Source organism: Candidatus Dadabacteria bacterium (assembly GCA_026705445.1).
Lineage (GTDB): Bacteria > Desulfobacterota_D > UBA1144 > Nemesobacterales > Nemesobacteraceae > Nemesobacter.
This window is the reverse complement of the sequence record JAPPAR010000038.1, coordinates 14,791-37,368: the sequence shown is the minus strand read 5'-3', so window position 1 is coordinate 37,368 and position 22,578 is coordinate 14,791. Positions and strand designations below refer to the sequence as shown.

16 protein-coding genes and 3 tRNA genes are annotated in these 22,578 nt (G+C 50.7%); 9 read left to right on the top strand and 10 right to left on the bottom strand.

Annotated elements, in window-relative coordinates; translation table 11 throughout:
- Window positions 1-55: 55 nt before the first annotated feature.
- From OXG75_07365 to recO, 3 genes are all read left to right on the top strand, one after another.
- Window positions 56-1,459, top strand: coding sequence for an AAA family ATPase (locus OXG75_07365; GenBank protein ID MCY3625788.1), 1,404 nt, complete (start codon window positions 56-58; stop codon window positions 1,457-1,459).
- Window positions 1,460-1,467: 8 nt separating this feature from the next.
- The gene (locus OXG75_07360; protein MCY3625787.1) at window positions 1,468-2,013 is read left to right on the top strand and encodes a hypothetical protein; all 546 of its coding nucleotides are present in this window, start codon (window positions 1,468-1,470) and stop codon (window positions 2,011-2,013) included.
- An 81-nt stretch (window positions 2,014-2,094) separates the two neighbouring features.
- A complete protein-coding gene (gene recO, locus OXG75_07355) occupies window positions 2,095-2,781 on the top strand; it encodes a DNA repair protein RecO (protein ID MCY3625786.1) in 687 nt (228 codons plus the stop codon).
- 41 nt (window positions 2,782-2,822) lie between these two features.
- Here recO and argJ read toward each other — a convergent pair whose 3' ends face one another.
- The 5 genes from argJ to OXG75_07330 all read right to left on the bottom strand — a co-directional run bounded on the left by argJ (window position 2,823) and on the right by OXG75_07330 (window position 10,319).
- Window positions 2,823-4,001: a bifunctional glutamate N-acetyltransferase/amino-acid acetyltransferase ArgJ gene (gene argJ, locus OXG75_07350; protein MCY3625785.1), complete on the bottom strand. Its 1,179-nt coding sequence runs from the start codon at window positions 3,999-4,001 to the stop codon at window positions 2,823-2,825.
- Between the two features lie 584 nt (window positions 4,002-4,585).
- Window positions 4,586-5,692, bottom strand: a complete 1,107-nt coding sequence (locus OXG75_07345) for a quinone-dependent dihydroorotate dehydrogenase (GenBank protein MCY3625784.1) — start codon at window positions 5,690-5,692, stop codon at window positions 4,586-4,588.
- A 148-nt stretch (window positions 5,693-5,840) separates the two neighbouring features.
- Complete coding sequence (locus OXG75_07340) at window positions 5,841-8,693, bottom strand: N-6 DNA methylase (GenBank protein ID MCY3625783.1); 2,853 nt, start codon at window positions 8,691-8,693, stop codon at window positions 5,841-5,843.
- 424 nt (window positions 8,694-9,117) lie between these two features.
- A complete protein-coding gene (gene ychF / locus OXG75_07335) occupies window positions 9,118-10,218 on the bottom strand; it encodes a redox-regulated ATPase YchF (GenBank protein MCY3625782.1) in 1,101 nt (366 codons plus the stop codon).
- 23 nt (window positions 10,219-10,241) lie between these two features.
- Window positions 10,242-10,319, bottom strand: a tRNA-His gene (locus tag OXG75_07330).
- A 563-nt stretch (window positions 10,320-10,882) separates the two neighbouring features.
- On the opposite strand from OXG75_07330, the gene OXG75_07325 reads away from it, so the two are divergent.
- The 6 genes from OXG75_07325 (at window position 10,883) to mgtE (ending at window position 19,659) form a co-directional block, all read left to right on the top strand.
- Window positions 10,883-12,643 (top strand): hypothetical protein, encoded by a 1,761-nt coding sequence (locus tag OXG75_07325; GenBank protein ID MCY3625781.1) that lies wholly within the window; start codon window positions 10,883-10,885, stop codon window positions 12,641-12,643.
- 269 nt (window positions 12,644-12,912) lie between these two features.
- Window positions 12,913-14,796 carry a malate synthase gene (locus OXG75_07320; protein ID MCY3625780.1) on the top strand — a complete coding sequence of 628 codons (1,884 nt, stop codon included), beginning with the start codon at window positions 12,913-12,915 and terminating at the stop codon, window positions 14,794-14,796.
- Between the two features lie 44 nt (window positions 14,797-14,840).
- On the top strand, window positions 14,841-17,114 hold the full coding sequence (aceA, locus tag OXG75_07315; GenBank protein ID MCY3625779.1) for an isocitrate lyase ICL2: 2,274 nt from the start codon (window positions 14,841-14,843) through the stop codon (window positions 17,112-17,114).
- 402 nt (window positions 17,115-17,516) lie between these two features.
- Window positions 17,517-17,798, top strand: coding sequence for a DUF2442 domain-containing protein (locus tag OXG75_07310; protein MCY3625778.1), 282 nt, complete (start codon window positions 17,517-17,519; stop codon window positions 17,796-17,798).
- On the top strand, window positions 17,791-18,051 hold the full coding sequence (locus OXG75_07305) for a DUF4160 domain-containing protein (protein ID MCY3625777.1): 261 nt from the start codon (window positions 17,791-17,793) through the stop codon (window positions 18,049-18,051). Before OXG75_07310 ends, OXG75_07305 begins: the two co-directional genes overlap by 8 nt.
- Before the next feature lie 234 nt (window positions 18,052-18,285).
- A complete protein-coding gene (mgtE, locus tag OXG75_07300; protein ID MCY3625776.1) occupies window positions 18,286-19,659 on the top strand; it encodes a magnesium transporter in 1,374 nt (457 codons plus the stop codon).
- Between the two features lie 31 nt (window positions 19,660-19,690).
- On the opposite strand, the gene OXG75_07295 is transcribed toward mgtE, so the two are convergent.
- From OXG75_07295 to OXG75_07275, 5 genes are all read right to left on the bottom strand, one after another.
- Window positions 19,691-19,765 (bottom strand) — tRNA-Arg (locus tag OXG75_07295).
- A gap of 36 nt (window positions 19,766-19,801) precedes the next feature.
- A tRNA-Pro gene (locus OXG75_07290) sits at window positions 19,802-19,877 on the bottom strand.
- A gap of 67 nt (window positions 19,878-19,944) precedes the next feature.
- Entirely contained in the window at window positions 19,945-20,838 is an 894-nt protein-coding gene (locus OXG75_07285) for an MBL fold metallo-hydrolase (GenBank protein ID MCY3625775.1), read from the bottom strand.
- A 31-nt stretch (window positions 20,839-20,869) separates the two neighbouring features.
- Entirely contained in the window at window positions 20,870-21,331 is a 462-nt protein-coding gene (locus OXG75_07280; GenBank protein ID MCY3625774.1) for a hypothetical protein, read from the bottom strand.
- A 100-nt stretch (window positions 21,332-21,431) separates the two neighbouring features.
- Complete coding sequence (locus OXG75_07275) at window positions 21,432-22,535, bottom strand: DNA replication/repair protein RecF (protein ID MCY3625773.1); 1,104 nt, start codon at window positions 22,533-22,535, stop codon at window positions 21,432-21,434.
- Window positions 22,536-22,578: the final 43 nt, after the last annotated feature.

The window sequence follows — 22,578 nt, the reverse complement described above, 5'->3', positions numbered from 1 at the left end:
TTAGCTTGTTGTCCAATTCTCCCGAACGGTTAAAATTAGGCAAAGTGGGTAAAGAATGTCATTCAAACTTAATATAAAAAACTTCGGAAAATTAACTAATGCAGACTTACGCATTGGACAATTTACTGTATTTGCAGGACCTAACAATACGGGGAAGAGTTTTGTTTCAAAACTCTTATATTCCCTCTTCGACGTGATGAATGCCGACCACGCCTTAATGTACTTCAATATGCTGTCCCGGCCCGTACGTGGCAGTCTTGAAGCGCTGAGCGGTACTAACTTTGCCGAGAAAAAAGAAAACGAAGTATCTCTTGCCAAGATGGAATCCATCCTGACTATAATGGGAAGTCTTTTCGACCCCGAATACTCACATCAGCGAGAAAAAGCTTGGGGTATTGTTGTCGATTATGGAAAGCAATTAAGAGCGGAGCATATACAGCTTGAGAGAAGCCTTGATAAATGGGCGAGAGAAGAAGGCACTTTTGTGGCTCAGAGGATATATAAGAAACCTTTGGAAAGAATGGGAGAAAATATAAACAACCTTTATGGTGCACTTAAAACCACCGCTAGAGAATTTACCATGGACGGCATAAAGAAAAGGGTCGCTCAAAACCTTGTTCGAAATTTCCAGACAGTCAACCTTTCAAATCTAAGAAAAGACCCAACCCAACCGGCTAGAATCGTGCTCGACAATGTCGGTGAATTTACGATTGAAAATACCAAGTCAGTTGATTTCAGCATCAAGGATGAGGCAAGTTTTCGCGGACTTCAGGAGCATTCCAGAGTGATATATCTGGAATCCCCCCTCTACTGGAAACTGAAATCTCCGCTGGAGGGGATCAGGATGACACCGCGTTTTCATAGCGTAGGAGGAGACGCTCTAAGCGGGGTGCCCGGTTATTTCTACGATCTGGCAAGGGCGCTGAGAGAGGAATATCCAGATGAGGACGGTCGCGAAGATATTATGAAGCTCCATGAGCGATTACTCTCAAGCGATGTTATGGATGGGAGACTCACGGTTTCTGAAACTGGAGAGTTACGATTTGAAGACAACAAACACAACACTTCCCTTACTTTGCATCTTGTCGCAATGGGCGTTGTCAACCTTGGTATCATTGCTCTACTCATCGAGCGTAGAATCATAAACGAGGGTGCTTTTCTCTTCATCGACGAACCAGAGGCACACCTTCACCCTTCTTGGCAGGTTAAAGTCGCCAAGACGCTCTTTGAATTGTCTCGTTTGGGCATAAATGTTGTAATCGCTACCCATTCTGTAGATATCCTCCAATTTCTCGAAGAGGAAGTGAGAAAAGATCCTAAAAGCAGGGATATTATAGCTCTTAACCGCTTTTCATCTGAGGGCATCGAAGGTTACGAAGAAGATTTTGACAGCAAACTTGAGGCAATACAGGAAAATTTGACCGAGCCGTTCACCACTCTTTTCTTTGGCGGGTTATGACCTTGAAGATGTCGTTTGAAGATTTTACAAGGCCGTTGGAAATCAAAAAACTCGTAAAGGAGGAGAAAAAAACGTGTAATTTCCCCACGAAAGCCTATGCTGTAGACAAAGCTATTCCTGGAAATGGAAAGACGCTCAAGGGTCAATATGGAATGCACAATGCTCATGCTTGCGACTATATACTTATCAACGACGGCAATGTTTTACTGCTGGAGGACTCGAACCTCAGAAAGAAAAAAAAGGAACTGGAGAAAAAGTATTCCAAAAAAATATCTGTAAGAATCATCGGCAAAGAACAACTCTTAAAAGCTTACGCAAGTTTGCTGCTTTTGTGTAGAATCTGCTCTTTGGACAGAACTACTAGAAGATTGATAAGGGGTAAGACAGTTGAGTTCTGTGTTGTATGCAATGATGTTAAGAGGAAGGACTCTCGCGTGTTATCGCGGATAAGGGGACGATTGAAACAGCCCTTGGAAAACCTCGTGTCAGATGTTCATGTTCTGCCTCTTTCAGAGTTAAAACGTTTAACCAAAAACTACCCAGAAAGCACATAAAATATCTAAAGCATATAGTCCCCTAAAAACTGGGGATTGTATCTAATTCCCAAATCAATGTTTTGAGCCTGAAAACAAACCATGGAAACATGTGAAGCGCTTGTTTTAAGAAAATCAAACTACGGGGAAGCCGATCTAATTGTAACCCTTTTCTCAATGGAACTCGGAAAATTCAGGGCGCTTGCCAAAAACGCGAAAAAAAGCCGAAAGCGCTTCGGTGGACGTCTCGATTTCTTTAACCGCCTGGCAATCGAAGTAACCCTTAACAAAGGAAAGTTCAACCTCATCGGGGACGTGACCTTGAAGGAAAGCTACAGGGAAATAACGGAATCGGTTGACTCCTTCGTCGCGGCAAACCGCGTTTTGGAGCTGCTCGATTTCCTAACCCCCGAACAGGAACCCGCAGACAAGCTGTTCGACCTTGCGACAGACACCCTAGGGCTTCTCTCGGGAAAACGGGAACCGCACTCCGTTTTTCTCGTTTTTCTCCTCCGCGCGCTTACCCTTTGCGGCTACAGACCCGATTTGCGCTTTGAGAGGGAAAAAGAGGTCGCGGGGTTTGACGTAGAGAACGGAAAGCTCAGCAGTCTTGAGAAAACACAGGGGAAAAGGAACACCTATCCCTTCCACATGGACATAATGAGACATCCTGAAATCATGGACACAAACCTCGAAAAAGTAAAAAACAACATACGGATTCTAATGAGATACACCGAATACAGTACCGGAAGGCGTCTTGAGAAAACCGGGTTTGCTGACGAAACCTGAGCATGAAGGAAGCGTAGAGTCTCCGACGGAGACCGCCCGGGTCAGGTCCTGTAATCGGCATTGATCGAAACGTACTTGTGGCCTAGATCGCTTGTGAGAATCGAGTAGGCCGTCTTCCCCTCCCCGAGGCTAAGCGTCACCGTAAAGGACGGTTTTTTGAACACTCGGGCAAACCTTGATTCCGGTTTGGATCTCACCCCTTTTGAAAATACCTCTATTCCTTCAAAATAAAGCTTTATTTTTTCCGGATCGAATTTCACGCCGGCCCTTCCGGCAGCCGCCACTATCCTTCCCCAGTTCGCATCCTCCCCGTAAAACGCGGTTTTAACAAGCTGGGAACTGGCTATCGTCCTCGCGATCTTCTCGGCATCCCTCTCTGTCCTGGCTTCAGTAACATTGATCCTGACGACCTTCGTAGCCCCTTCGCCGTCACTTACTATCATCTCGGCGATCTCTCCGCATAAAGACGAAAGTGCGTCTACAAACCTGCTGTAATCCCTGCTTTTCTCCGTGATCTGCCTGTTTCCCAGAACCCCGTTTGCGAGGATAAAGACGGAGTCGTTAGGGGAAGTGTCCCCGTCAACCGTTATGGCGTTAAAAGAACCGCTTGCCGCTGCCACAAGAGCTTTTGAAAGAGCCTTCCGCTGAATATCAAGGTCGGTCATTATAAAACAGAGCATGGTCGCCATGTCAGGACATATCATCCCCGCCCCCTTGCCGATAGCCGAGACGGTGGCTGTCTTTTCTCCCACGGCAAGCTGCCTTGATGCGTACTTGGGAAAGGAGTCGGTCGTCATGATGGCTTCTGCCGCCTCGCGGACATTGTCTTCTCCAAGACCTTTTATGAGCCTGGGAATGGACTTTTTGATTTTCCCGACGCGAAGCCACTCCCCCGTAACCCCGGTTGACGAAGGGATCACGAGCGATTCATCTATTCCGAGCCGCCTGGAGAGCGTGTTTGCAACTTCAAGCGAGTCTTCATAGCCCTTTTGGCCCGTGAAGGCGTTAGCATTTACGCTGTTTATTATTATCGCCTGGCAGAGCCCGCCCGCGATTCTCTCCTGCCCAACAAGCACAGGGGCGCCTTTTATCAGGTTTTTCGTGAATATGGCGGACGCGTGGGCCGGAACCGTTGAGAATATGAGCGCCAGGTCCCTCTTTCCCTCTCTCTTAAGCCCGGCGGATACGCCGCTTAGCAGAAATCCCGGTACATTTTTCATTTCGCAAGTGCATTTAAAACTAAGATTCTCCCCAAGCAGATTTCAGTCTTGGCATTCAGTATATCCAATATAATAGCACGCATGTTGTTTGCAGAATAAAAATCAAGAAAGCCCTTAGGAAGGTGCCGGTGTATGTACGGCATATTTAATTGCGCATAAGTGGACTTAGCTTACAACAAACAGTTCCCTTGAGAGGCCCGAGCGACTTATAATGGCATGGGGTGTCCCAACTGGAATATCTTTGTTGCCATGACGAGGACAATTACAATTTTTCCGGTCCGTTTGTTTTAGTACTTGAAATGACTGCCTTTCGAACTCTTGAGCACAAATCCTGAGTTCAATAAGATTTCTCTTAACTTTTTTGAAAGGCAGGGGGACAAAGCGGCTCAAAATTCTACCTTGCTAAAGAAATTTGGGGAATTACACAAATAAAATCCCCTCATTATATTATAGCGTGCTTTCAAGTTTGAAATTCAAAAGTGTTTCGCTACCAAAAGCACAAAACTTGTCTATTGCATTTACTGCTCACACATAGTTTTTGCCCGCATATCCCCCAGCATCATTTCTTCACGCGCTTGCTCGGTTCACCGGTGATCGGAACCTGTAATCTCGCTTATGTCGCTGATTCCGTTTTTATCCATGAACTGGAGCAACCCCCTGTTTATCGAGTTCGCAACCGATAGGCCCTCTCCGCGAAGACCCGTGACCACCTGAAGGGCTTTTGCGCCCGCACAAAGCTTCTCAAGCGCAGAAGCGGTGTCGCTCACGCCCCCGACTCCGATTATCTCAAGCTCCCCGCCAGCGGTACGGTAAATGTGGGAAATAATCGACGTTGAAAGCGACCTGTATTCAGGATCGTTTCCGCTTATCCCCCCGGGAAGACCTCCCCACTTCACGCCGTACTTTGCTCTGAGACCTCGGTTGTCACTCGTATTGGTGGCGATTACGCCCGAAATCCCGGAATCGATCACGACACTGAGGAGGTCATCGATCGACTCCAAGGAAAGATCCGGGGAGATTTTTACAAACAATGGTTTCCTCACGCCCGAGGAATCCGCGAGTGACTCCGTTACCACACGTATTATCTCCCCAAGGCGCCCTCCGTCCTGAAGCTTCCTGAGCCCCGGGGTGTTTGGGGAACTCACGTTTATGGCGAAGTAGGCGGCGTCGGCGCGGAATTTCCGCGCGACGGCGGCGTAGGCTCGCGGGGCATCCTCATGGCTTGTGTCCGAGTTTATTCCCAGGTTCACTCCAATCGGCATATCGAGGCGGCCGTACCACCTGAGGTTCTCTCGGACAGCGTCCATCCCCGGGCTGTTAAGGCCAAGAGAATTAAGGCACACATCGGGAGTTACCATGAACTGCCTGGGCTTGGGATTTCCCCTCTGGGGTCTCTCGACGACCGAGCCCACCTCGACCCCCGCAAACCCAAGCGAGTAAAGCGCTCGAAGCGCCCTCCCGGTCTTGTCCCATCCGGCGCCCACTATAAGCGGGTTCTCAAAAGGCACTCCAGTGACCGTAACGCCAAGTCTTTTGTCCCTGACCCTAGCCCCGCCGCTTGCGGCGAACTCAAGGAGTCTCAGAGTGAGGCCCGAGAACTCGCAGAGGTGCATGAGTTCCTTTACGTTATTGTGCCACATTTCTGAATCAAGACGGTCAAGAGCCGGCCTTAGAAAAGTTTTATAGATCATCGCTTCGATAGAATTGGGAATTTCTTATTCATGCGCTTTGTTTTGGTTCATTAGTAAAAACCTTTTGATTTTTCAAATCAACAGAAGTTGCTGTAATAGTGAATTTAACAGTCGGGGATAATTACAAAAGATATACAAGTATCCATTACTAAGAACTCCTTAGTAGATTTAATCTTAACAACTTGCCCAATACTTCTTCATCGGAGATGTCATTAGGCCAACCGTAAGCATCGGCAACAGCGGCGTCAATATCCGCATGTGCATTGATAAGCCATTGAGGAGAAGAGTTATAAAGATTTGTAAGTGTCCGCTTCTTGAGTTCCTTCTCCACAGATTCATTTCGGGGAATTGGTCGCTTGGGATAACCGGGTACAGGTTCATCCACCCATTCCACCCATTCCGGCGGGTTGAGCCACCGATCACGCAGTTCGAACAAACGACATGCAGCTTCGGCGATGGCAACGGCACGCGGGTCGTCAGCGTAGCCAGCGGCAGAGGTGTCGGGAGTAAGACCGTCCGGAAAGGGGAAGGTCTCGAAGGTCGTGGTTGGCGTGTAACGCGGCCGGTCTTCTAGGCTCGTGCCAAGCCGGAGCGACCACACCTCATGAAAGCGGCTGTGGAGAATTCCTAACGTTGTGTTGTCATCACGGGCTATAATAATGAGTTGATGATCTGGGCAGATACGCGCATCCAGCCAGACAAAGAGGCGGTGTTTGGCAACTGTCGGAGTTGCGATATAGCGTGCCATGCCATTCACTGCCCGCCACATCGCAGGGCGAGTATTCCAGTGTCTAAACCAGAACTTCTGGCTTGCTTCCTCCCGGTTTTCCTGGCGAATAGGTTTCACATGCTCAGCAATATAGCTAAACGGGGCTTCGTAAAACGCGGCTTCAGTCTCGCTCATCATATCGCCAAAATCGACGATCCATTTGTCTTTTGAACGACGGGTTATATCCATTCCATTCATCCACGGCCTGAGAACATCGGCATTTGGGCGACCATTGGGATTTGCGGGCAGGCGAAGCCACTCCCGGGCAATGTCGCCGGAAATGTCGAACGGGCCACGTTTGATATCCCCTTGGAAAGCTATTTTCCTGTTTTGTTTTAATGGAGATGCGCGAGTAAGATCAAGAGTTCCCGCTGTGAGATCGGAGTTGATATTTGGTTCCCTAACGGCATTTAAAGATATGGGAAACCCGGAGTCTTTAGGCGCACAGCAGATCAATGACACCCTTACGTTAGCTCCTTCAACTACCCAAGGTTCATCCGACCAGGCATCGAAAATTATCGAGTCTTCAAGAATACCGTCCAACACTGTGCGATTAGTGCCCCCACGGATCGAATTCGTTGCCACCAGACCAAAGGATCGAATATCTCGATTTGCGAGAAGTTGACCGGCTTTGGCGAACCAATAACAGACCAAGTCGGGCTTTTTGCCATGCACTAACTCAGCATAGGCACGTGGTAGTGCTTCGGCGTAATTGTGCCCCAACTCACTTCGTATTTTCCTGTTACCCAAAAATGGCGGATTTCCAATTACTACATCGGCTTTTGGCCATTCTGGTCCCTTATTATCTGGAGTTAGTATTGCGTCACGACATTCTATGGTTTCAAGAGGTTCAAGAATCGGCTTTTGATCTCCATCTGCCCCCGTTTGAAATCCATTACGTCTCATCCATTGAATATTTCCTATCCAAATAGAGAGTCTGGCCAGCTCAGCAGCATAGGAGTTAATCTCAATTCCCTTAACATTGCCTGGACCCACCGCAGGGAATGTTCTTGGAAAACCCATTCCCTCTGCCTCAATTTGCACCTGATGTTCAAAATCCTTGAGTACATGGAGGGCAAGATAAAGAAAATTGCCTGATCCACATGCTGGATCAAGCACTGTAAATTCACGCAATCGTTTAAGGAACTGGTTGAGCAACCGTTTGGCTTGCCTTTCATGCCGACTTTTTGCCGACTTCTTGTCTGTCTTTCCGGCCTTTTCTAGACAGTTTCTTATCTCTACCTTTGTTGCCTCCCACTCATCAATCCAAGGATGGTATATCACTGGATTTATAATCCGCATGATCTTACCGGGGTCAGTATAGTGTGCGCCCAGCTGGGAGCGTTTACTAGGGTCAAGACCGCGTTCAAACAAAGTACCAAAAATAGAAGGATCAATTTCTGACCAGTCTAGCATTGCCGCTTTAAGGACTTTCTCAATATCCAATCGGGTCATTGGCAAAGCGGTATCATCATTGAATAAGCCACCGTTAAACCAACTCACCTGCTCAAATCCAACCCGTCCTCCCGATTCCATAGCCTTAAACAAGTCACCTACCCATTCAACAAACTCTTCAGGCTGGTTCCGTACACTTTTCAGCATATTTGAGAACATATCATCAGGCAGAAGCCCTATATCTTCAGCGAACATGCAGAAAATCAGGCGGTTCATAAAACGGGCTACCGTTTGCGGGTTATAACCCTGTTCCCGCAGTGCTTGAGCGAGAGAAGCAAAAGTCTCGGCAGCTTGCCTAGTGAGTGCTTGCCGGGTTTCACCCGGTCTAAGTCGACTAGGGTCGGAGAATGCCCATTTAAACTTTTCGCGCGTGGCCGAATCAGAAAAGTCTTCAAGTTGAAACTCGTAAGTTTCACTCACACTGTTAGTCCAGTTAGTGTGAATGCGAAACCTCTCCATATCGGAAACAATTAAAAGAGGGGGGTTTTCCAATGCCGAAATATATTGTCGTAACTGGGCTAAAGCTTTATCAAGATTCTTGTGTTTTCCCTTGTACTCCCAAGCGAAATGGTGGCGTTTCCAAACATCGGCCCAACCATCACCACCTCCCTCTTTGCGTACACCACGTTCAAAACAGTAATACTCACCCTCGGAGTCAGCTTCCGCTGGTGTTGGTTCACCTAGTAAATTGCAAAGGTCGATAAACTGTTCTTGTGACGCAGAGGTCTCTTTGAGTTTTGAACGGGTCCATTTATCGATAAATTTTTCAGGTGTCATAAGATCTTCAACACAGGCAACCACTAATCCGGATTTAATCTGTCATCTCTATAGGAGTTATCTATAACACTACGGATAACCAAGAACAAGAAAGGCGGTTAGCAAGATATTGTTTTTATTAATCCGTAGTATTTTCAGGAATGCCTGTAGCCTTTTCAGGAATACGAGGCAATCCTTGTCTTTGTAAATAGGAAGCATAACGTTGCTGGATTCTGGTTATGTAAAAAGTCCAACTAAAACTCCGCGCCAATATCTGGATTTTACCGCTGAATCTACTGATAGATTCATTCAGTAGAATAACTAATTGCCAACGGTTATATAAAGCTACTTCCGAACCACTTTTACCTCTAGCATTGTTTGCCCCAGAATCGGAAAATCGTCGAGCCTAAACAGGAAATTATTCTTAGTATCAGCCGCCGGCAACTCAGACATTGAACCTGAAAAACATGACGTCCCCATCGCATACCTCGTAGTCCTTTCCCTCAAGCCTCATCTTCCCCGCCTCCCTTGTCATCTGCTCGGACCCCTCCCTTACGTAATCCTCATAGGATATGGTCTCGGCCCTTACGAAGCCCCTTTCAAAGTCGGTGTGGATGATCCCGGCCGCCTGGGGGGCCCTGGTTCCGCGTCTCACCGTCCAGGCTCTCACTTCTTTCGGTCCCGCGGTGAAATAGGTAAGAAGCCCGAGATTCGAGTACGCGCAGTTAACGAGCCTGTCAAGGCCGGTTGTCCTGAGTCCGAGTTCCTCGAGAAAAGCAGTCTTCTCCTCGCCTTCAAGCTCGGCTATCTCAGCCTCTATCCTGGCCGAAACGACTATGACGTCATCCCCCGAGCGCTCCGCATGCTCCCTTACCCTGAGAACCTCGGCGTTTTCTGCGGCTCCCGAGACATCCTCCTCTGAAACGTTGCAGACATAGATAACGGGCTTTTCGCTTAAAAGAAAAAGCTCCTGTAGGATGTCCGGGCTTCCTTCCGGGCGCGGGAAATCCCTCGCGCGCCGCCCGGTCTCTATGAACTCCCGAAGCGACTTCACCGTTTCAAGCTCCCTTATTACGTCCTTATCCCTGCTTTTGGCCTGGTTCGCGAGTTTTTCCTCCCTTTTCTCCACAGTCTCAAGATCCCTGAGGACAAGCTCGTCCTCTATAGTGCGGATATCGCGGATGGCATCGATTCCATCCTCAACGTGGGTCACGTTTTCATCCTCAAAACATCTCACGACATGGAGTATGAGGTCAACCTCCCTTATGTGGGACAAAAAAGCGTTTCCCCTTCCCTTTCCCTCGGAAGCCCCCTTCACAAGTCCCGCGATGTCTACAATCTCAAGGCTCGTGGGAGTGGTTTTCTGGGGTTTTACGATGCTGGAGAGGGCATGGAGCCTCGGGTCCGGGACCCCGACAACTCCTATGTTAGGGTCTATGGTGCAAAAAGGAAAGTTTGAGGCCACAGCCCCGGCGTTTGTAAGAGCGTTAAAAAGAGTCGATTTCCCGACATTCGGGAGTCCCACTATTCCGCATCGAAGTCCCATACGTTGTGCCGCCTTCTGGAAAATGGGGTGGATGACCGGATTTGAACCGGCGACCTCTTGGGCCACAACCAAGTGCTCTAACCGGGCTGAGCTACACCCACCATAGAATCTTCAGTATTCCGCACTGAAAAAGTGGATAATCTACCGGTTAGCTTGCAAATAGACAAATTGTCAGCCTGCGCCGACAGGACAAAGAGAAAATGTCGAGAATCATGGCCTGAATCCAGGATATGTATACAGATATTGACAGCAGCAATATTTTATATCTGAAATTATCGAGAGGGCACCGTAATGAGTTCTGTCATAACAGTCCGCAATATTGACCCGGGTGACAAATCCTGGCTTAGGCGCGAGGCACGCCGTCAGCGCATTTCAATGGAAGAGCTGGTGCGTCGTATGATCCATGAACGGCGTGCGAAATTGGAGGCGCATGTCAAACTGTCTGAAGCATTCAGGAATTACTTCGGGCCGGACCACGGAGTTGAACTGCCGCTGTCGGTACTTTATGGGTACAGGTCTGTATTGTTCCAGGATGAAAACCAGCCATGATAACGCCTGTGCATTGGCTTATGGCTTGCCAAAATTTACTTAGACCCAGTCATGCTTCCCACCTGCACTTATCGATCCATGGAAAAATCTGATCATTTTAGTATAGTATCTCGGCATGTCTGCCGACACCTCCGCTCCGCGATCAGACATCCGCTACGAACCTGACGACAGACCGCCAACGCTGCTGGTAGCCGGGCTTGGCCTGCAGCTTGCCATTCTCACCATATCGGGGATCGTCCTCACCCCGTTAATCGTGATCAAGGCGGCCGGCGGATCTGAGACTTACATGATGTGGGCGGTATTCGCATCAGTCGTGATCAGCGGGGCCAGCACGATACTGCAGGCCGTCAGAGTTGGTCGAATCGGCGCGGGATATGTCCTTCTGATGGGAACCTCCGGCGCATTCATCGCAATCTGCATTACCGCGATCGCGCAAGGCGGACCCGCCATGCTGGCGACGCTCGTCATTATCTCGTCTCTGTTTCAATTTGCCCTGGCGAGACGCCTTTCCCTGTTTCGCCGGATACTCACCCCCACGGTCGCAGGTACGGTAATCATGCTGATTTCCGTCACCGTGATGCCAATAATTTTCGATCTTCTGGACAACGTTCAGGATGCCGCACATCCCCAAGCTGCTCCCTTCAGCGCGCTTGTAACCGTACTTGTCATCACTGGCATCGCCCTCAAGGGCACCGGTGTATTTCGACTTTGGGCACCCGTAGCAGGCGTCATTGTAGGATCCATTATTGGTGGTTTTTTCGGAATTTACGACACGGCTCGCATTTCCGAGGCCGCCTGGATCGGGTTTCCGCAAGGAGGCTGGCCCGGCCTCGATCTGAGCTTTGGACCCATATTCTGGACGCTCCTGCCCGGGTTCATCTTCGTCACCCTGATTGGCGCAATCGAAACAGTTGGCGACTCCGTAGCAATTCAGCGCATTTCGTGGCGACGGCCACGGGCCGTAGACTTTCGTTCCGTTCAGGGAGCCGTGGCTGCCGATGGAGTGGGCAACCTGCTGTCCGGGTGCGCCGGCACGATTCCAAATACGACGTACTCGACCAGCGTATCGGTAACGGAACTTACCGGAGTGGGAACCCGGACAGTCGGGACTGCTGCGGGCATCGTCTTTCTCGTCCTGGCGTGCTTCCCCAAGGCGCTCGCCGCAATTCTTGCAATTCCAAGTCCGGTGGCTGCGGGGTACCTGGCCATCTTGGTAGCCATGCTGTTTGTGGTTGGAATGAAGGTCGTCGTCCAGGACGGAATTGACTACCGCAAAGGCATGATCGCGGGAGTTTCATTCTGGGTAGGCGTCGGCTTTCAGAACGGCGTGATCTTCCCTGAGTATTTTGCGGAATTTGCCGGTGGCTTATTGCAGAATGGCATGACAGCAGGTGGTCTAACCGCTCTGCTCCTGACGCTTTTTGTCGAAGTCACTGAACCTCGGCGCAGACGCATAGAGCTTCCGTTCCACATTACGACATTGCCGAAAATCCGGGAGTTTCTGCAATCGTTTGCTTCCCACAGCGGTTGGGGGGAAGCGATGGCCGACCGCCTTGACGCCGCCAGTGAAGAAACCCTGCTCACACTGCTTGAGCAGAAGACCACATCAGATGAGAAAGAACCCTTGCGGCGACTGCACATTATTGCGCACAAGGAAGGCGACGAAGCTGTGCTTGAATTCGTTGCATCAGCCACTAAAGAGAATCTCGAAGACCAGATCGCGCTGCTAGGCGAGCGAGCGACGGAAGCCCCAACTGAACAAGATGTGTCTCTGCGACTGTTGCAGCACATCGCCTCGTCGGTACAACATCAACAGTATTACGACACGGACATCGTCAAGATCCGCGTGAAGGCACCGGCTCCTTCATCCGATTAGTGCTAAAAGGAGGAGACGCGGAAGTTTTAGCTGTGTCAGCCGGAAAATACCGGCGCTCCTGCCGTCCGTCTTCCCATACGAAGTCCTCGCGTACCGGCAGCTTAAGAGCCCCTTCTCCACTCGCCTGTACGATCCCGCTCGAAGCTAAAAAACCGTCGTTTTCCCCTACGCCCAACGGGTTCCGGCTGGATATTTGATTTAATCGAGAACTTGTTTATACTAGGCTGTCTTTATTCAATCATAACAGGCATCCGAGGAGCGAAGAACCAATGGGCACTACACTGCACATAAGAGACAACATCGAGCAATCCTACGGGGACGTGTACACGCCGGAGGCGCTGGAGGCCCTTGAATTCATGGCCCGCTTCAACGGTGAGCAGAAGGCCCTCATGGGAAAAAGAACCCAGAGAAGAAAAAGGCGCTATGAATCCAAGGAAAGAATAACTTTTCTTGATCCAGATTCTCTTATCCCGCGCACCAATCTCAAGGTCCAGGACGCAAGGGACGGAAAATTCGAAGGACCGGAGATTCCCCACGACCTCAAAACACAGTGGATACAGGGAACGGGCCCAGCGGCAAAACCGAACTCCCCGGTTGAAAAAAGCATAAGAAACGTCGCCTACGCCCTTCTCTCGGGCGCAGACGGGTGGATGTTCGACGGCGAGGACGCCTTGGGGCAGATATCAACGATGTCCCTTGACAATCAACGCAATCTGAAGCTCGCAATCGCGAGGGATGAAGTGTTTATGAAAACCGCCGAAGGCGTGGCCGGGCAGATGAACAGCTGGGGACGGGATTTTTTCGGACACGACATAATCGAGGACTGGAAAAAGCAGCTTGACTTCACCACCGTTATTTTCAGGGCGAGGGGACTTCACCTGGACGACCGCCACATACGCGACTCTGACGGCGTAGCGCTTTCGGCCTCCGTGGTCGACATGACGCTCTTTGTCGTTAACAACTACAGGGAACTCGCCAAGAGAAACTCATCCATAGTCCTTTACCTGCCCAAGATCCAGACCGCCGAGGAAGCTGCACTATGGAACGAGATGCTAAGCGCCCTTGAGAACCACATCGGGCTTCCCGAAGGCACGATAAAGGTATACGTGCTTATAGAGCAGCTCGAGGAAACGTTCCAGCTGATGGAGATAAGGGCAGTTTTGGGCAAGCACTTCGCCGGGTTTAACACTGGCAGGTGGGATTACATAAACAGCGTCTCAGATGCCATGGCGTGGGATGAGGATTTCGTTAACCCGAACATAGAGTCGATCACCATGACCTACGGATACATGAGAAACTACGAGGACCGCGTTAGAAGGGCCGTAAACACTCCGGACGTAAACGGGAACTTCGCGCTCTGGCAGGGAGGCATGGAACCGAATATACCGGTGGGGTCGAAGGAAGGGGTCGAGAGCAGCATGGAGAAGGCCTACGCCGGGGCCGTAAGGGAGCAGCAGGAAGGAGCAAGCGGCAAATGGGTCGCCCACTGGAAGATGGTCCATATAATAAGGCCCGTCTGGGAGAAAGTCGGCGAGGAGAACCAGCTCGGAAGGGAGTTTCCTCCCCTTACCTACACCCAGGAGGACGCAGACGGCCTCATACTTCTCGAGCCCGCCCCGAGAACGATAAGGGGGGCGCGCAACCTGCTTAGCGTCGGACTTCAGTACGGAAACGCATTCGGCCAGGGATTCCAGGCCGCGGCGCTTAAGCCCGCCGACTTCTTCGGAAACGACGACATCCTCTACCTGATGGAAGACGCCGCTACCGGAGAGATAAGGCTCAGCATACTCTGGGAGTGGATCCACAAAGGAGCGGATCTCACCGAGGACGACCCCGAGACCGGGCTTAAGGCCGGGGACACGTTCACCGTCGAGGTCTTCGAGAGGCTTCTTGAGGAAGAATACGTAAAGCTCCAGGCGGCAAGCGACAGGGATGTCCACGACATCTCCAAGCCCACTACCCTTCCGATAGCGAAGCAGATAGTGAGGGCCTACGTGCTTGACGACGTAAAGGTGCCGTGGTACATAGACCTGCTCAACATAAACCTAAACAACCACGACCACGAGGTGGCCTCGCAGAGAATCGAACTCTACATGACTGAGTTCGCGGGCAATGACACGAGAATCACCGAGAATCTCGATTTCGTAATCTAGGTTCCCGAAGAAACAACCATTTTTATTTTCAGGAGAGCATATCGATGAGCCAGTTAGAAGCTGAGATAAGGAAGACGAAAAGGTATTTCTCAAGCGCACGCTTTAAGGGAATAACTCGTCTTTACTCGCCCCGCCAGGTGGTGGAGCAGAGAGGAACCATAAGAAGGGACTACTCAATCGCGAAAAACGCCGCGGGGGCGTTCTACAAGAGACTCCGTGAGCTTTTCGCCGAGCGAAAGCAGATAACGTCCTTCGGCCCCTATTCGCCCGGCCAGGCGGTCATGATGAAAAGAAAGGGAATAGAGGGCATATATCTCGGCGGATGGGCCACGTCGGCAAAGGGATCGATCGGCGAGGACCAGGGAGCGGATCTCGCGAGCTATCCGCTTAGCCAGGTGCCGGACGAGGCGGCCCCCATAGTGAGGGCACTTCTCGCCGCGGACAAAAACCAGAGATACAACCGCGCAAGGATGACCGAGAAGGAAAGGGAACAGACGCCCGAGATCGACTATAGCCCATTCATAATCGCTGACGCGGACACTGGACACGGCGGAGACGCCCACGTTAGAAACCTTATTAGAAGGTTCGTCGAGGCGGGCGTTACAGGCTATCACATAGAAGACCAGAAGCCCGGAACCAAGAAATGCGGTCATCAGGGCGGAAAGGTTCTCGTTCCTTCCGACGAGCAGATAAAGAGGCTTAACGCCGCCCGGTTCCAGCTCGATATCATGGAAGTGCCCGGAATAATAGTTTCAAGGACTGACGCCGAAGCCGCCACCCTTCTTGACGGAAACGGGGACGAGCGCGACCAGCCGTTTGTCCTGGGAGCAACCAAGCTCAACATCCCAAGCTACAAAAACGCCTACCTTACTATCCTTAAAAGAATCCACGAAAAAGGCGTAAAGGAGATAAACGGCCACAAGCTCTACAAGATAAGCAAAGAGGTCTACGCGGAAACGAACAAGTGGCTTGAGGAAACCGGCATAGCGTCGTTTATTGACGAGAATATAGAAGCAATGAAAGGGGATACCCAGGAACTTGAAACCGCTTTGGATTCCGTAGTCACCAAGTTCGTCGAGATATGGGAAGAGGAGTCCGGCCTCAGCACCTTCGGCGAAACAATAGAGACGCTAATGGAGTTTAACATGGAGCAGGGCATTGAATTCGATATGACCATCGAGCAGTGGAGAGAGTTTGCCAAAACCGCCTCCACCAAAGACGCCATGGAGAAGGCCGATTCCCTGGGAATCGACTACATATGGGACCCCGAGATTTCAAGAACGCCCGAGGGATATTCCCAGGTAAAAGGCGGAATCGAATACGCAATCGCAAAATCGCTTGCCGTGGCGCCCTTCGCCGATCTGCTCTGGATGGAAACCAAGACGGCAGACCTTGAGGACGCAAGGCAGTTCGCAGACGCCATCCACGAGGTCTTTCCGGACAAGATGCTTGCCTACAACCTCTCTCCTTCCTTTAACTGGGACACGACGGGAATGACCGACGAGGAAATGAAGAAATTCCCCGAGGAAATAGGAAAGCTCGGCTTCGTGTTCGATTTCATAACCTACGGAGGCCACCAGATCGACGGCATGGCCGCCGAAGAGTTCGCAACCGCGCTTATGGAAGACGGCATGCTCGCCCTGGCGCGCGTGCAGAGAAGGCTGAGGCTAATAGATTCGCCTTACAAGACTCCGCAGACCCATGTCGGGGGACCCCGTATGGACGGAGCACTCGTCGCAAGTTCCGGAAGAACCGCAACCACGAAAGCCATGGGCAAGGGTTCGACCCAGTTCCAGCACCTGGTTCAGACGGAGGTTTCGATCAAGCTTCTCGAAGAGTGGCTCGAGGCCTGGACGAGGCACTACAAGATTAAGGACAGCTTCACCGTTGAACTCAAGCCTCACACCGTGGGAACTTTCGTGCTTGAGCTGAACATCATAAACGGCAAGGGCGACAAGGTAGGAGATGTCATATTCGAGATACTGCAGGACAGAAAGGGAGAGAAGATACTGACGGTGAGGGACGAGAACAATTTTGATCCCGCTCTTCGCCAGAAACGTCTCGCCACCCTGCTTCACCTGTTCCTGATTCACCGCTACAGAACCGACTTCGTGCATTACGTAAGTCCCACGGAAGACAACCTCATGCAGACCAAGGGGATGATGAGGCTCGGGATCTACGAATCGGTTAACACCGAAGTCGGTCACATAATAGTGACGAAGGTGAACGTCGAATACGTAAAGGAACTGCTCAGTCCCGACCGTAGGGAACTCAAGAAGCTTATCGCGAAAAAAACCGGCAGACGCAAAAAGAAGTAACGGGGTGCCGGATTGAAAAGACTCTATTTTTTGACGCGACCAGGGCGGGAAGTGTTCCTTTTCGCCTTGGCTGCGACTTTTTCTCTCTTATTCCTCTGCGAGACCCCGCCTGGCAATTGAGATTGGATGGCCGCTTTATCAGAACCTAGATGGCCCGCAGCTTAAAAGCGATTACAGCTTCACAATCGGCTGGCAGCTTTCGATTTAATCAGTTTTGTCGGTACGAATTTGAACCACGCACGGCAAAAGTTATAATCATTCTTGTTAACTGAAGTTCCATATGCCTTATGCGGAGCGCTTCATAACTTCGAGTGAGGATTTAAAGGGCAATTTCGCTCACGTTAAACGGCGTAATCAGATTATGGGGACAAAACGCAAAATCAGCACTTGGACAAACAGAGGATGATCAGAGCAACGGAAATAGAACCGCGAGATGGTTACCGTATTTGGCTTTCCTACTCGGATGGCACGGCCGGGGAAATCAATCTATCTCACTTGGTAGGGCACGGAGTGTTCAAAGCCTGGAATGATCGTAAATGCTTTGAGGTGGTACGTATAACCTCGTATGGGGCAATAGCTTGGGGAGATGATATTGAACTCTGTCCGGACGCCCTCTACATGCGACTGACCGGAAAATCTATTGGGGAGATGGCAGACGTGGACGCTTCTTCTGCAAATGCCTGAACTCTGCCGTTTCTACGGAATAATCATACGCATGTATTTTGATGACCACGCACCTCCTCACTTCCATGCGTTTTACGGGGAATATCAAGTACTGATGAATATTGAAACCTTGGCAGTATTGCGCGGGCACCTTCCTCCGCGCGCTCATGGACTAGTTGTTGAATGGGCATCTCTCCGGCAAGATGAACTGTGGGAAGCTTGGAACAAAATAAAGCGGATGGAAACACCTGATAAAATCGCTTCTTTGGAATAACCGAGCAAGGTGGGACATTTCTAAAACAGTAGCTCCGCAAACATCTGTTTCGCTATGGAAAGCTGGGAAACAAGCTGCTGTCTCTATTCCGAACCCGGAAAAACCTCAGCAATAAAAAACCGCAGTATATATTTTTTGTAGTAATCGATATCGAAAACTGTATTCTAATCTGTTCAGAAAAGGGGCAGTGTCTCAACACTCCTCCTGAAAAAATACGGAACCGAGAGTAATGCGATGCCGGTTAACGTCAAGAAAACGGTAAAGAAGATAGACAGGGCTGTTAAGAAGGAGAACTGGGATGCCGTAAGAAGCATAACCCAGTCCATGCACCCCTCCGAGATAGCGTCACTCCTACAAGCTTCTCTTCAGAAAGAAAAACATCTAATACTCGAGGCCCTTGACGCGGAAGTAGCCTCCGAGGTCTATTTCCAGCTTAACCCCGAGGAACGAGTAAGCCTACTGAAGCCCATGAGGGAGACTTCCCTCACCGCGATGGCCGAAGAAATGGAATCGGACGACGCCGCAGACTTCCTGGGAGAACTGCCGGAAGATGTGGCGAAGAAGGTTCTCGAAGCCATGGACCCGGAAGAACGCGAGGAAGTGACGCCGCTTCTAAAGTATCCCCAAGATTCCGCGGGCGGAATCATGCAGACCGAGGTTCTTAAAAGTCCGCACGACGCCACTTCGAGAGAAACCGTTGAACTCATAAGACAAATCGAGGAAGAAGACGAAGACGACGTAGAGGACCTGCACATGGTCTATGTGGTGAACGAAACTGGTAGGCTCGTCGGAAGAGTGTTCCCGCTTAAGCTCTCAACAGCGGCGCCTGATTCTCCCCTCTGGACCATAATGGACCCGGTCGAGATCACGGTCACTCCGGAAATGGACCAGGAGGAAGTAGCTAATATCTTCAGGAAATACGACGAAGTGTCGCTTCCCGTGGTAGACAGTGCCGGAGTGCTGCTCGGCAGGATAACCGCCGACGACATACTCGACGTCATATCCGAAGAGGCTGGAGAAGACATATACAAACTCGGCGGTATAACCGGCGAGGGGCTGCACCCTGTACACACGTCCATATACGACAACGTGAGGCTGAGAGCTCCCTGGATAATGCTGGCCCTCGCGGGAGAACTTGTCCTGGCTATTATAATAATGCAAAAATTCCAGACCACTCTTGAGAATTTCATCGTACTTGCGGCCCTGCTTCCCTTGGTCATGGCTACGGGCGGAAACGTGGGAGTTCAGACAAACACCATCACCGTCAGAACAATAGCCGCCGGTGATTTCGTTAAAAGCCAGATAAAAGACCTTCTTCTGGGAGAACTCAAAGTGGGATTGGTTCTGGGGATCATAAGCGGCATTCTGGGTTCCCTGATCGGACTTCTGCTGAATACTGCGGAGGCTGATGTTACAAGATTGTTTCTGGTAATATTCGCGGGGATCGTAGGAGCCACGCTTACAACTTCGTTCCTTGGAGTCGCGGGCCCGCTGGTTCTTAACAGGCTAAAGATGGACCCGGCGGTATCATCGGGACCGTTTCTCGTCACGTTCAACGATATATTCGGTAGCGCCTTCTACCTTTTCCTAGGCGCCGCACTTCTCTGAAAAAGAAACTCCCCCCAGCACCACCGAAATGCGCGCCCGAGAGGATTCGAACCTCTGACCTACGGATTAGAAGTCCGTTGCTCTATCCTGGCTGAGCTACGGGCGCGGAAAAAACCAAGTCACGCATCAAATCACGAAGAAATGGTCGGGGTGAGAGGGCTCGAACCTCCGACCTCAGCATCCCAAATGCTGCGCGCTCCCAGCTGCGCCACACCCCGATTCAAAAACGAGTAATTATAACGACAGGAACCGAAGAAAACAAAACCGCCGTTCCGGCGAAAAGACTCAGGAATCAGAAAGCCTGTGCCTCCTCCAGTACCTTATGAGGCCGCCGGCGTTCATGTAGTAAGGAGCCATTAGTTCGTACTTGCGGTAAACATCCTCGCTTGTACCCTCACGCTCGAATATCTCTTTGAAGTAGGCGCCGAACTCCTCGGTTATCTCCTCATCACTCTTGCCGGCTAACAATCTCTCGCCAATCCACTCAGACCACTCTTCGAGTTTTTCGGCGGCGGCGTCAAGCATGGGACCCACATCCGTGTACCCGCCGAAATGAGTAAGATAAATAATGTCGGGGGATATTTCCCTCATCTTCTCAATAGAAGCGTTCCACTTCTCAAGGTGTATTTCGGGAGGAGGGGTTGCGGGAACCATGGGCCCGCCCGCCATCAGGCACCCCGCAGTATCCCCGGTAAAGAGTGCGTTCTCAATCAGGTAGCAGTGATGATGCCCGGCATGTCCGGCTGTCTCAACAACCCTTACTTCTACGCCCCCTATGTTGATGACTTGGCCGTCCTCAATTGCAACCACGCTGCTTTGATCCATTCCCCTCACCTCGCCCCAGAGCTCATCCATCTTGTCCCCGTATATCCTTGTGGCGGACCTCATGAGCTTCTCAGGGTCAACAAGATGCGGAGCCCCCACCGGGTGAACGTATATGGTGGATCCCGCCTCGGCGAAATGCCAGGCGGCACCCGAGTGGTCAAGATGAATGTGGGTTACGAACACGTGCTTTACGTCAGAGGGCGCGTAGCCGAGGTCCGAAAGACCGCTTTTAAGATTCTCAAATGCTGTATCGGGACCTGTTTCTATAAGCATCGGTCCTTCGCCGGTCTCGATAAGGTAAGACGCTACCGTCTCTTTCATAAAGAAATTAATGTCAATTATCTTCAGGTCCATTTAGTTATATCCTCCTGCATTTGTTCCATTCTTAGAATCCGAAACGTAAACCCGCGTGAAAAGTAGTATTATCGATTGACAATGAGTCTATTAGGTCGCTGCTCCTGGCGATCCCCAGTTTCAGCCTCGCGCTCTCGCCCAAGTTAACAAAACCCGCCACAGCCAACGCGGTATTACCTACACACGGATCTCCATCTTTTACCGGGTACGAAGTCCCGTTTGTATAGTGACTGAGTCCCATACCCAGTTTTACCCCCGCTACCTTGAAGCCCGCTCCCCCCGTAAACACGCTGATATTATCAATCTCAGAGTACTTTTCATCAAACGGGGTATGCGACGCCGCTACGTCAAACGTGACCTTCTGGTGAACGAGTTCCGGCACCGCGTGAATCGCGAGATTGTTGTTTTCAACCGTGCTGCAATCGCTCGCGGCCGCCAGAGTCGGCATAATAGCTATTAAGCCCGCTATCAGGACCAGCTTGATTTTATACACTTCATTGCCTCCTTTCAACTAAACATACCTTTTGGTTAACTTTCTATGATAACTTCTCTGACCTCTGTTTAAAAACATTGACCGCAGAGAGCAGAATCTCTTAAGCGCCGGCTTTTACCCGGCCTGAGTCAACGAGAAACGAGTGGAATTCCCCCCGGCGGGGTATCTCGTTCTTATCGGTCGAGGTGACAAACACCTGCCCGGTGAATTCCGAGAGAGTTTTGAAAAGAAAGCTTCTGCGCTTTATGTCAAGCTCGCTCGTTATGTCGTCGAGAAGAAGTATGGGATTGGTTCCCGTGTGTTCCTTAAAAAGCCTTATCTCTGAGGCCTTAAGCGCCAGAACCAGATTTTTTGACTGCCCCTGCGAGGCAAAGCGTGAAGCGTCCTGCCCGTTAAGCAGAAAACCGACCCGGTCCCTGTGGGGACCGACTGTCGTGTGACCCCTTTTTCTGTCAGAAGGAAAATTCTTGGAAAGCGCTTCCCTTATCGCCTCCACGATATCCGCCCTGCGTTCAAACGAAAACCCGTAGCTAACGCGCGCCGACGTGTCCGATTCCCCGTGCTCCCCGTAAACCTCGGCGAGCTTGCGGTTAAAGCTTTTTATCATCTCGATGCGCCTGCCCACGATGTCGGCTCCGATTCTGGCTATCTGATCATCCCAGAGTTCCACGGAAAGCGGGGACAATTTCTCCTTTAATCCGAGCACGTGGTTTCTCTGGCTTACGGCCCTCTGGTAGTCGCGAAGCTGCTTTATGTGGGCCGGGTGAACGGCGCTCACGACGGAATCGAGGTAATTTCTTCTTGCCTGAAGCCCGCCCTTCACTATCTCTATGTCCGAGGGAAGAAACAAAACGACCTTGAAGCGGCCGAAATGCTGACTTATGCTCCGCACGGTCTTTGAGTTAAGCCGCGTGTGGCGGCCCTCTTTTTTTATGGTTATGTGCACTTCATTGAGACCGTTTGCGGAAAGAATCTCCCCCTTAACGAGCGAAGCCTCGCAGCCGAAGCGCACGAGCTCAGAGTTTTTCGCGCCCGAAAAAGGCCGCATCCCGCAGACAAGATATATGGCCTCCAGAAGATTGGTTTTCCCCTGGGCGTTTCGTCCGTGGATAACGTTCAGTCCCGTATAGAACGGGAGGGAGAGATTTTCGTAATTCCTGTAGTTCCTGAGGCTCAGATGTTTAAGCTGCACTTGACTCGCCAACCGTTTTTTCCCGGGGAAAAGCCGCTTCCCACCTTCCCGCAGG

What these genes read in the sequence shown, in the direction of transcription:
- OXG75_07345 (MCY3625784.1), bottom strand. Translation starts at nt 5,692, where the DNA reads ATGATCTATAAAACTTTTCTAAGGCCGGCTCTTGACCGTCTTGATTCA.
- OXG75_07305 (MCY3625777.1), top strand. Translation starts at nt 17,791, where the DNA reads ATGCCTGAACTCTGCCGTTTCTACGGAATAATCATACGCATGTATTTT.
- OXG75_07325 (MCY3625781.1), top strand. Translation starts at nt 10,883, where the DNA reads ATGTCTGCCGACACCTCCGCTCCGCGATCAGACATCCGCTACGAACCT.
- argJ (MCY3625785.1), bottom strand. Translation starts at nt 4,001, where the DNA reads ATGAAAAATGTACCGGGATTTCTGCTAAGCGGCGTATCCGCCGGGCTT.
- aceA (MCY3625779.1), top strand. Translation starts at nt 14,841, where the DNA reads ATGAGCCAGTTAGAAGCTGAGATAAGGAAGACGAAAAGGTATTTCTCA.
- mgtE (MCY3625776.1), top strand. Translation starts at nt 18,286, where the DNA reads ATGCCGGTTAACGTCAAGAAAACGGTAAAGAAGATAGACAGGGCTGTT.
- OXG75_07360 (MCY3625787.1), top strand. Translation starts at nt 1,468, where the DNA reads ATGTCGTTTGAAGATTTTACAAGGCCGTTGGAAATCAAAAAACTCGTA.
- OXG75_07365 (MCY3625788.1), top strand. Translation starts at nt 56, where the DNA reads ATGTCATTCAAACTTAATATAAAAAACTTCGGAAAATTAACTAATGCA.
- OXG75_07340 (MCY3625783.1), bottom strand. Translation starts at nt 8,693, where the DNA reads ATGACACCTGAAAAATTTATCGATAAATGGACCCGTTCAAAACTCAAA.
- OXG75_07310 (MCY3625778.1), top strand. Translation starts at nt 17,517, where the DNA reads ATGATCAGAGCAACGGAAATAGAACCGCGAGATGGTTACCGTATTTGG.
- recO (MCY3625786.1), top strand. Translation starts at nt 2,095, where the DNA reads ATGGAAACATGTGAAGCGCTTGTTTTAAGAAAATCAAACTACGGGGAA.
- ychF (MCY3625782.1), bottom strand. Translation starts at nt 10,218, where the DNA reads ATGGGACTTCGATGCGGAATAGTGGGACTCCCGAATGTCGGGAAATCG.
- OXG75_07320 (MCY3625780.1), top strand. Translation starts at nt 12,913, where the DNA reads ATGGGCACTACACTGCACATAAGAGACAACATCGAGCAATCCTACGGG.
- OXG75_07285 (MCY3625775.1), bottom strand. Translation starts at nt 20,838, where the DNA reads ATGGACCTGAAGATAATTGACATTAATTTCTTTATGAAAGAGACGGTA.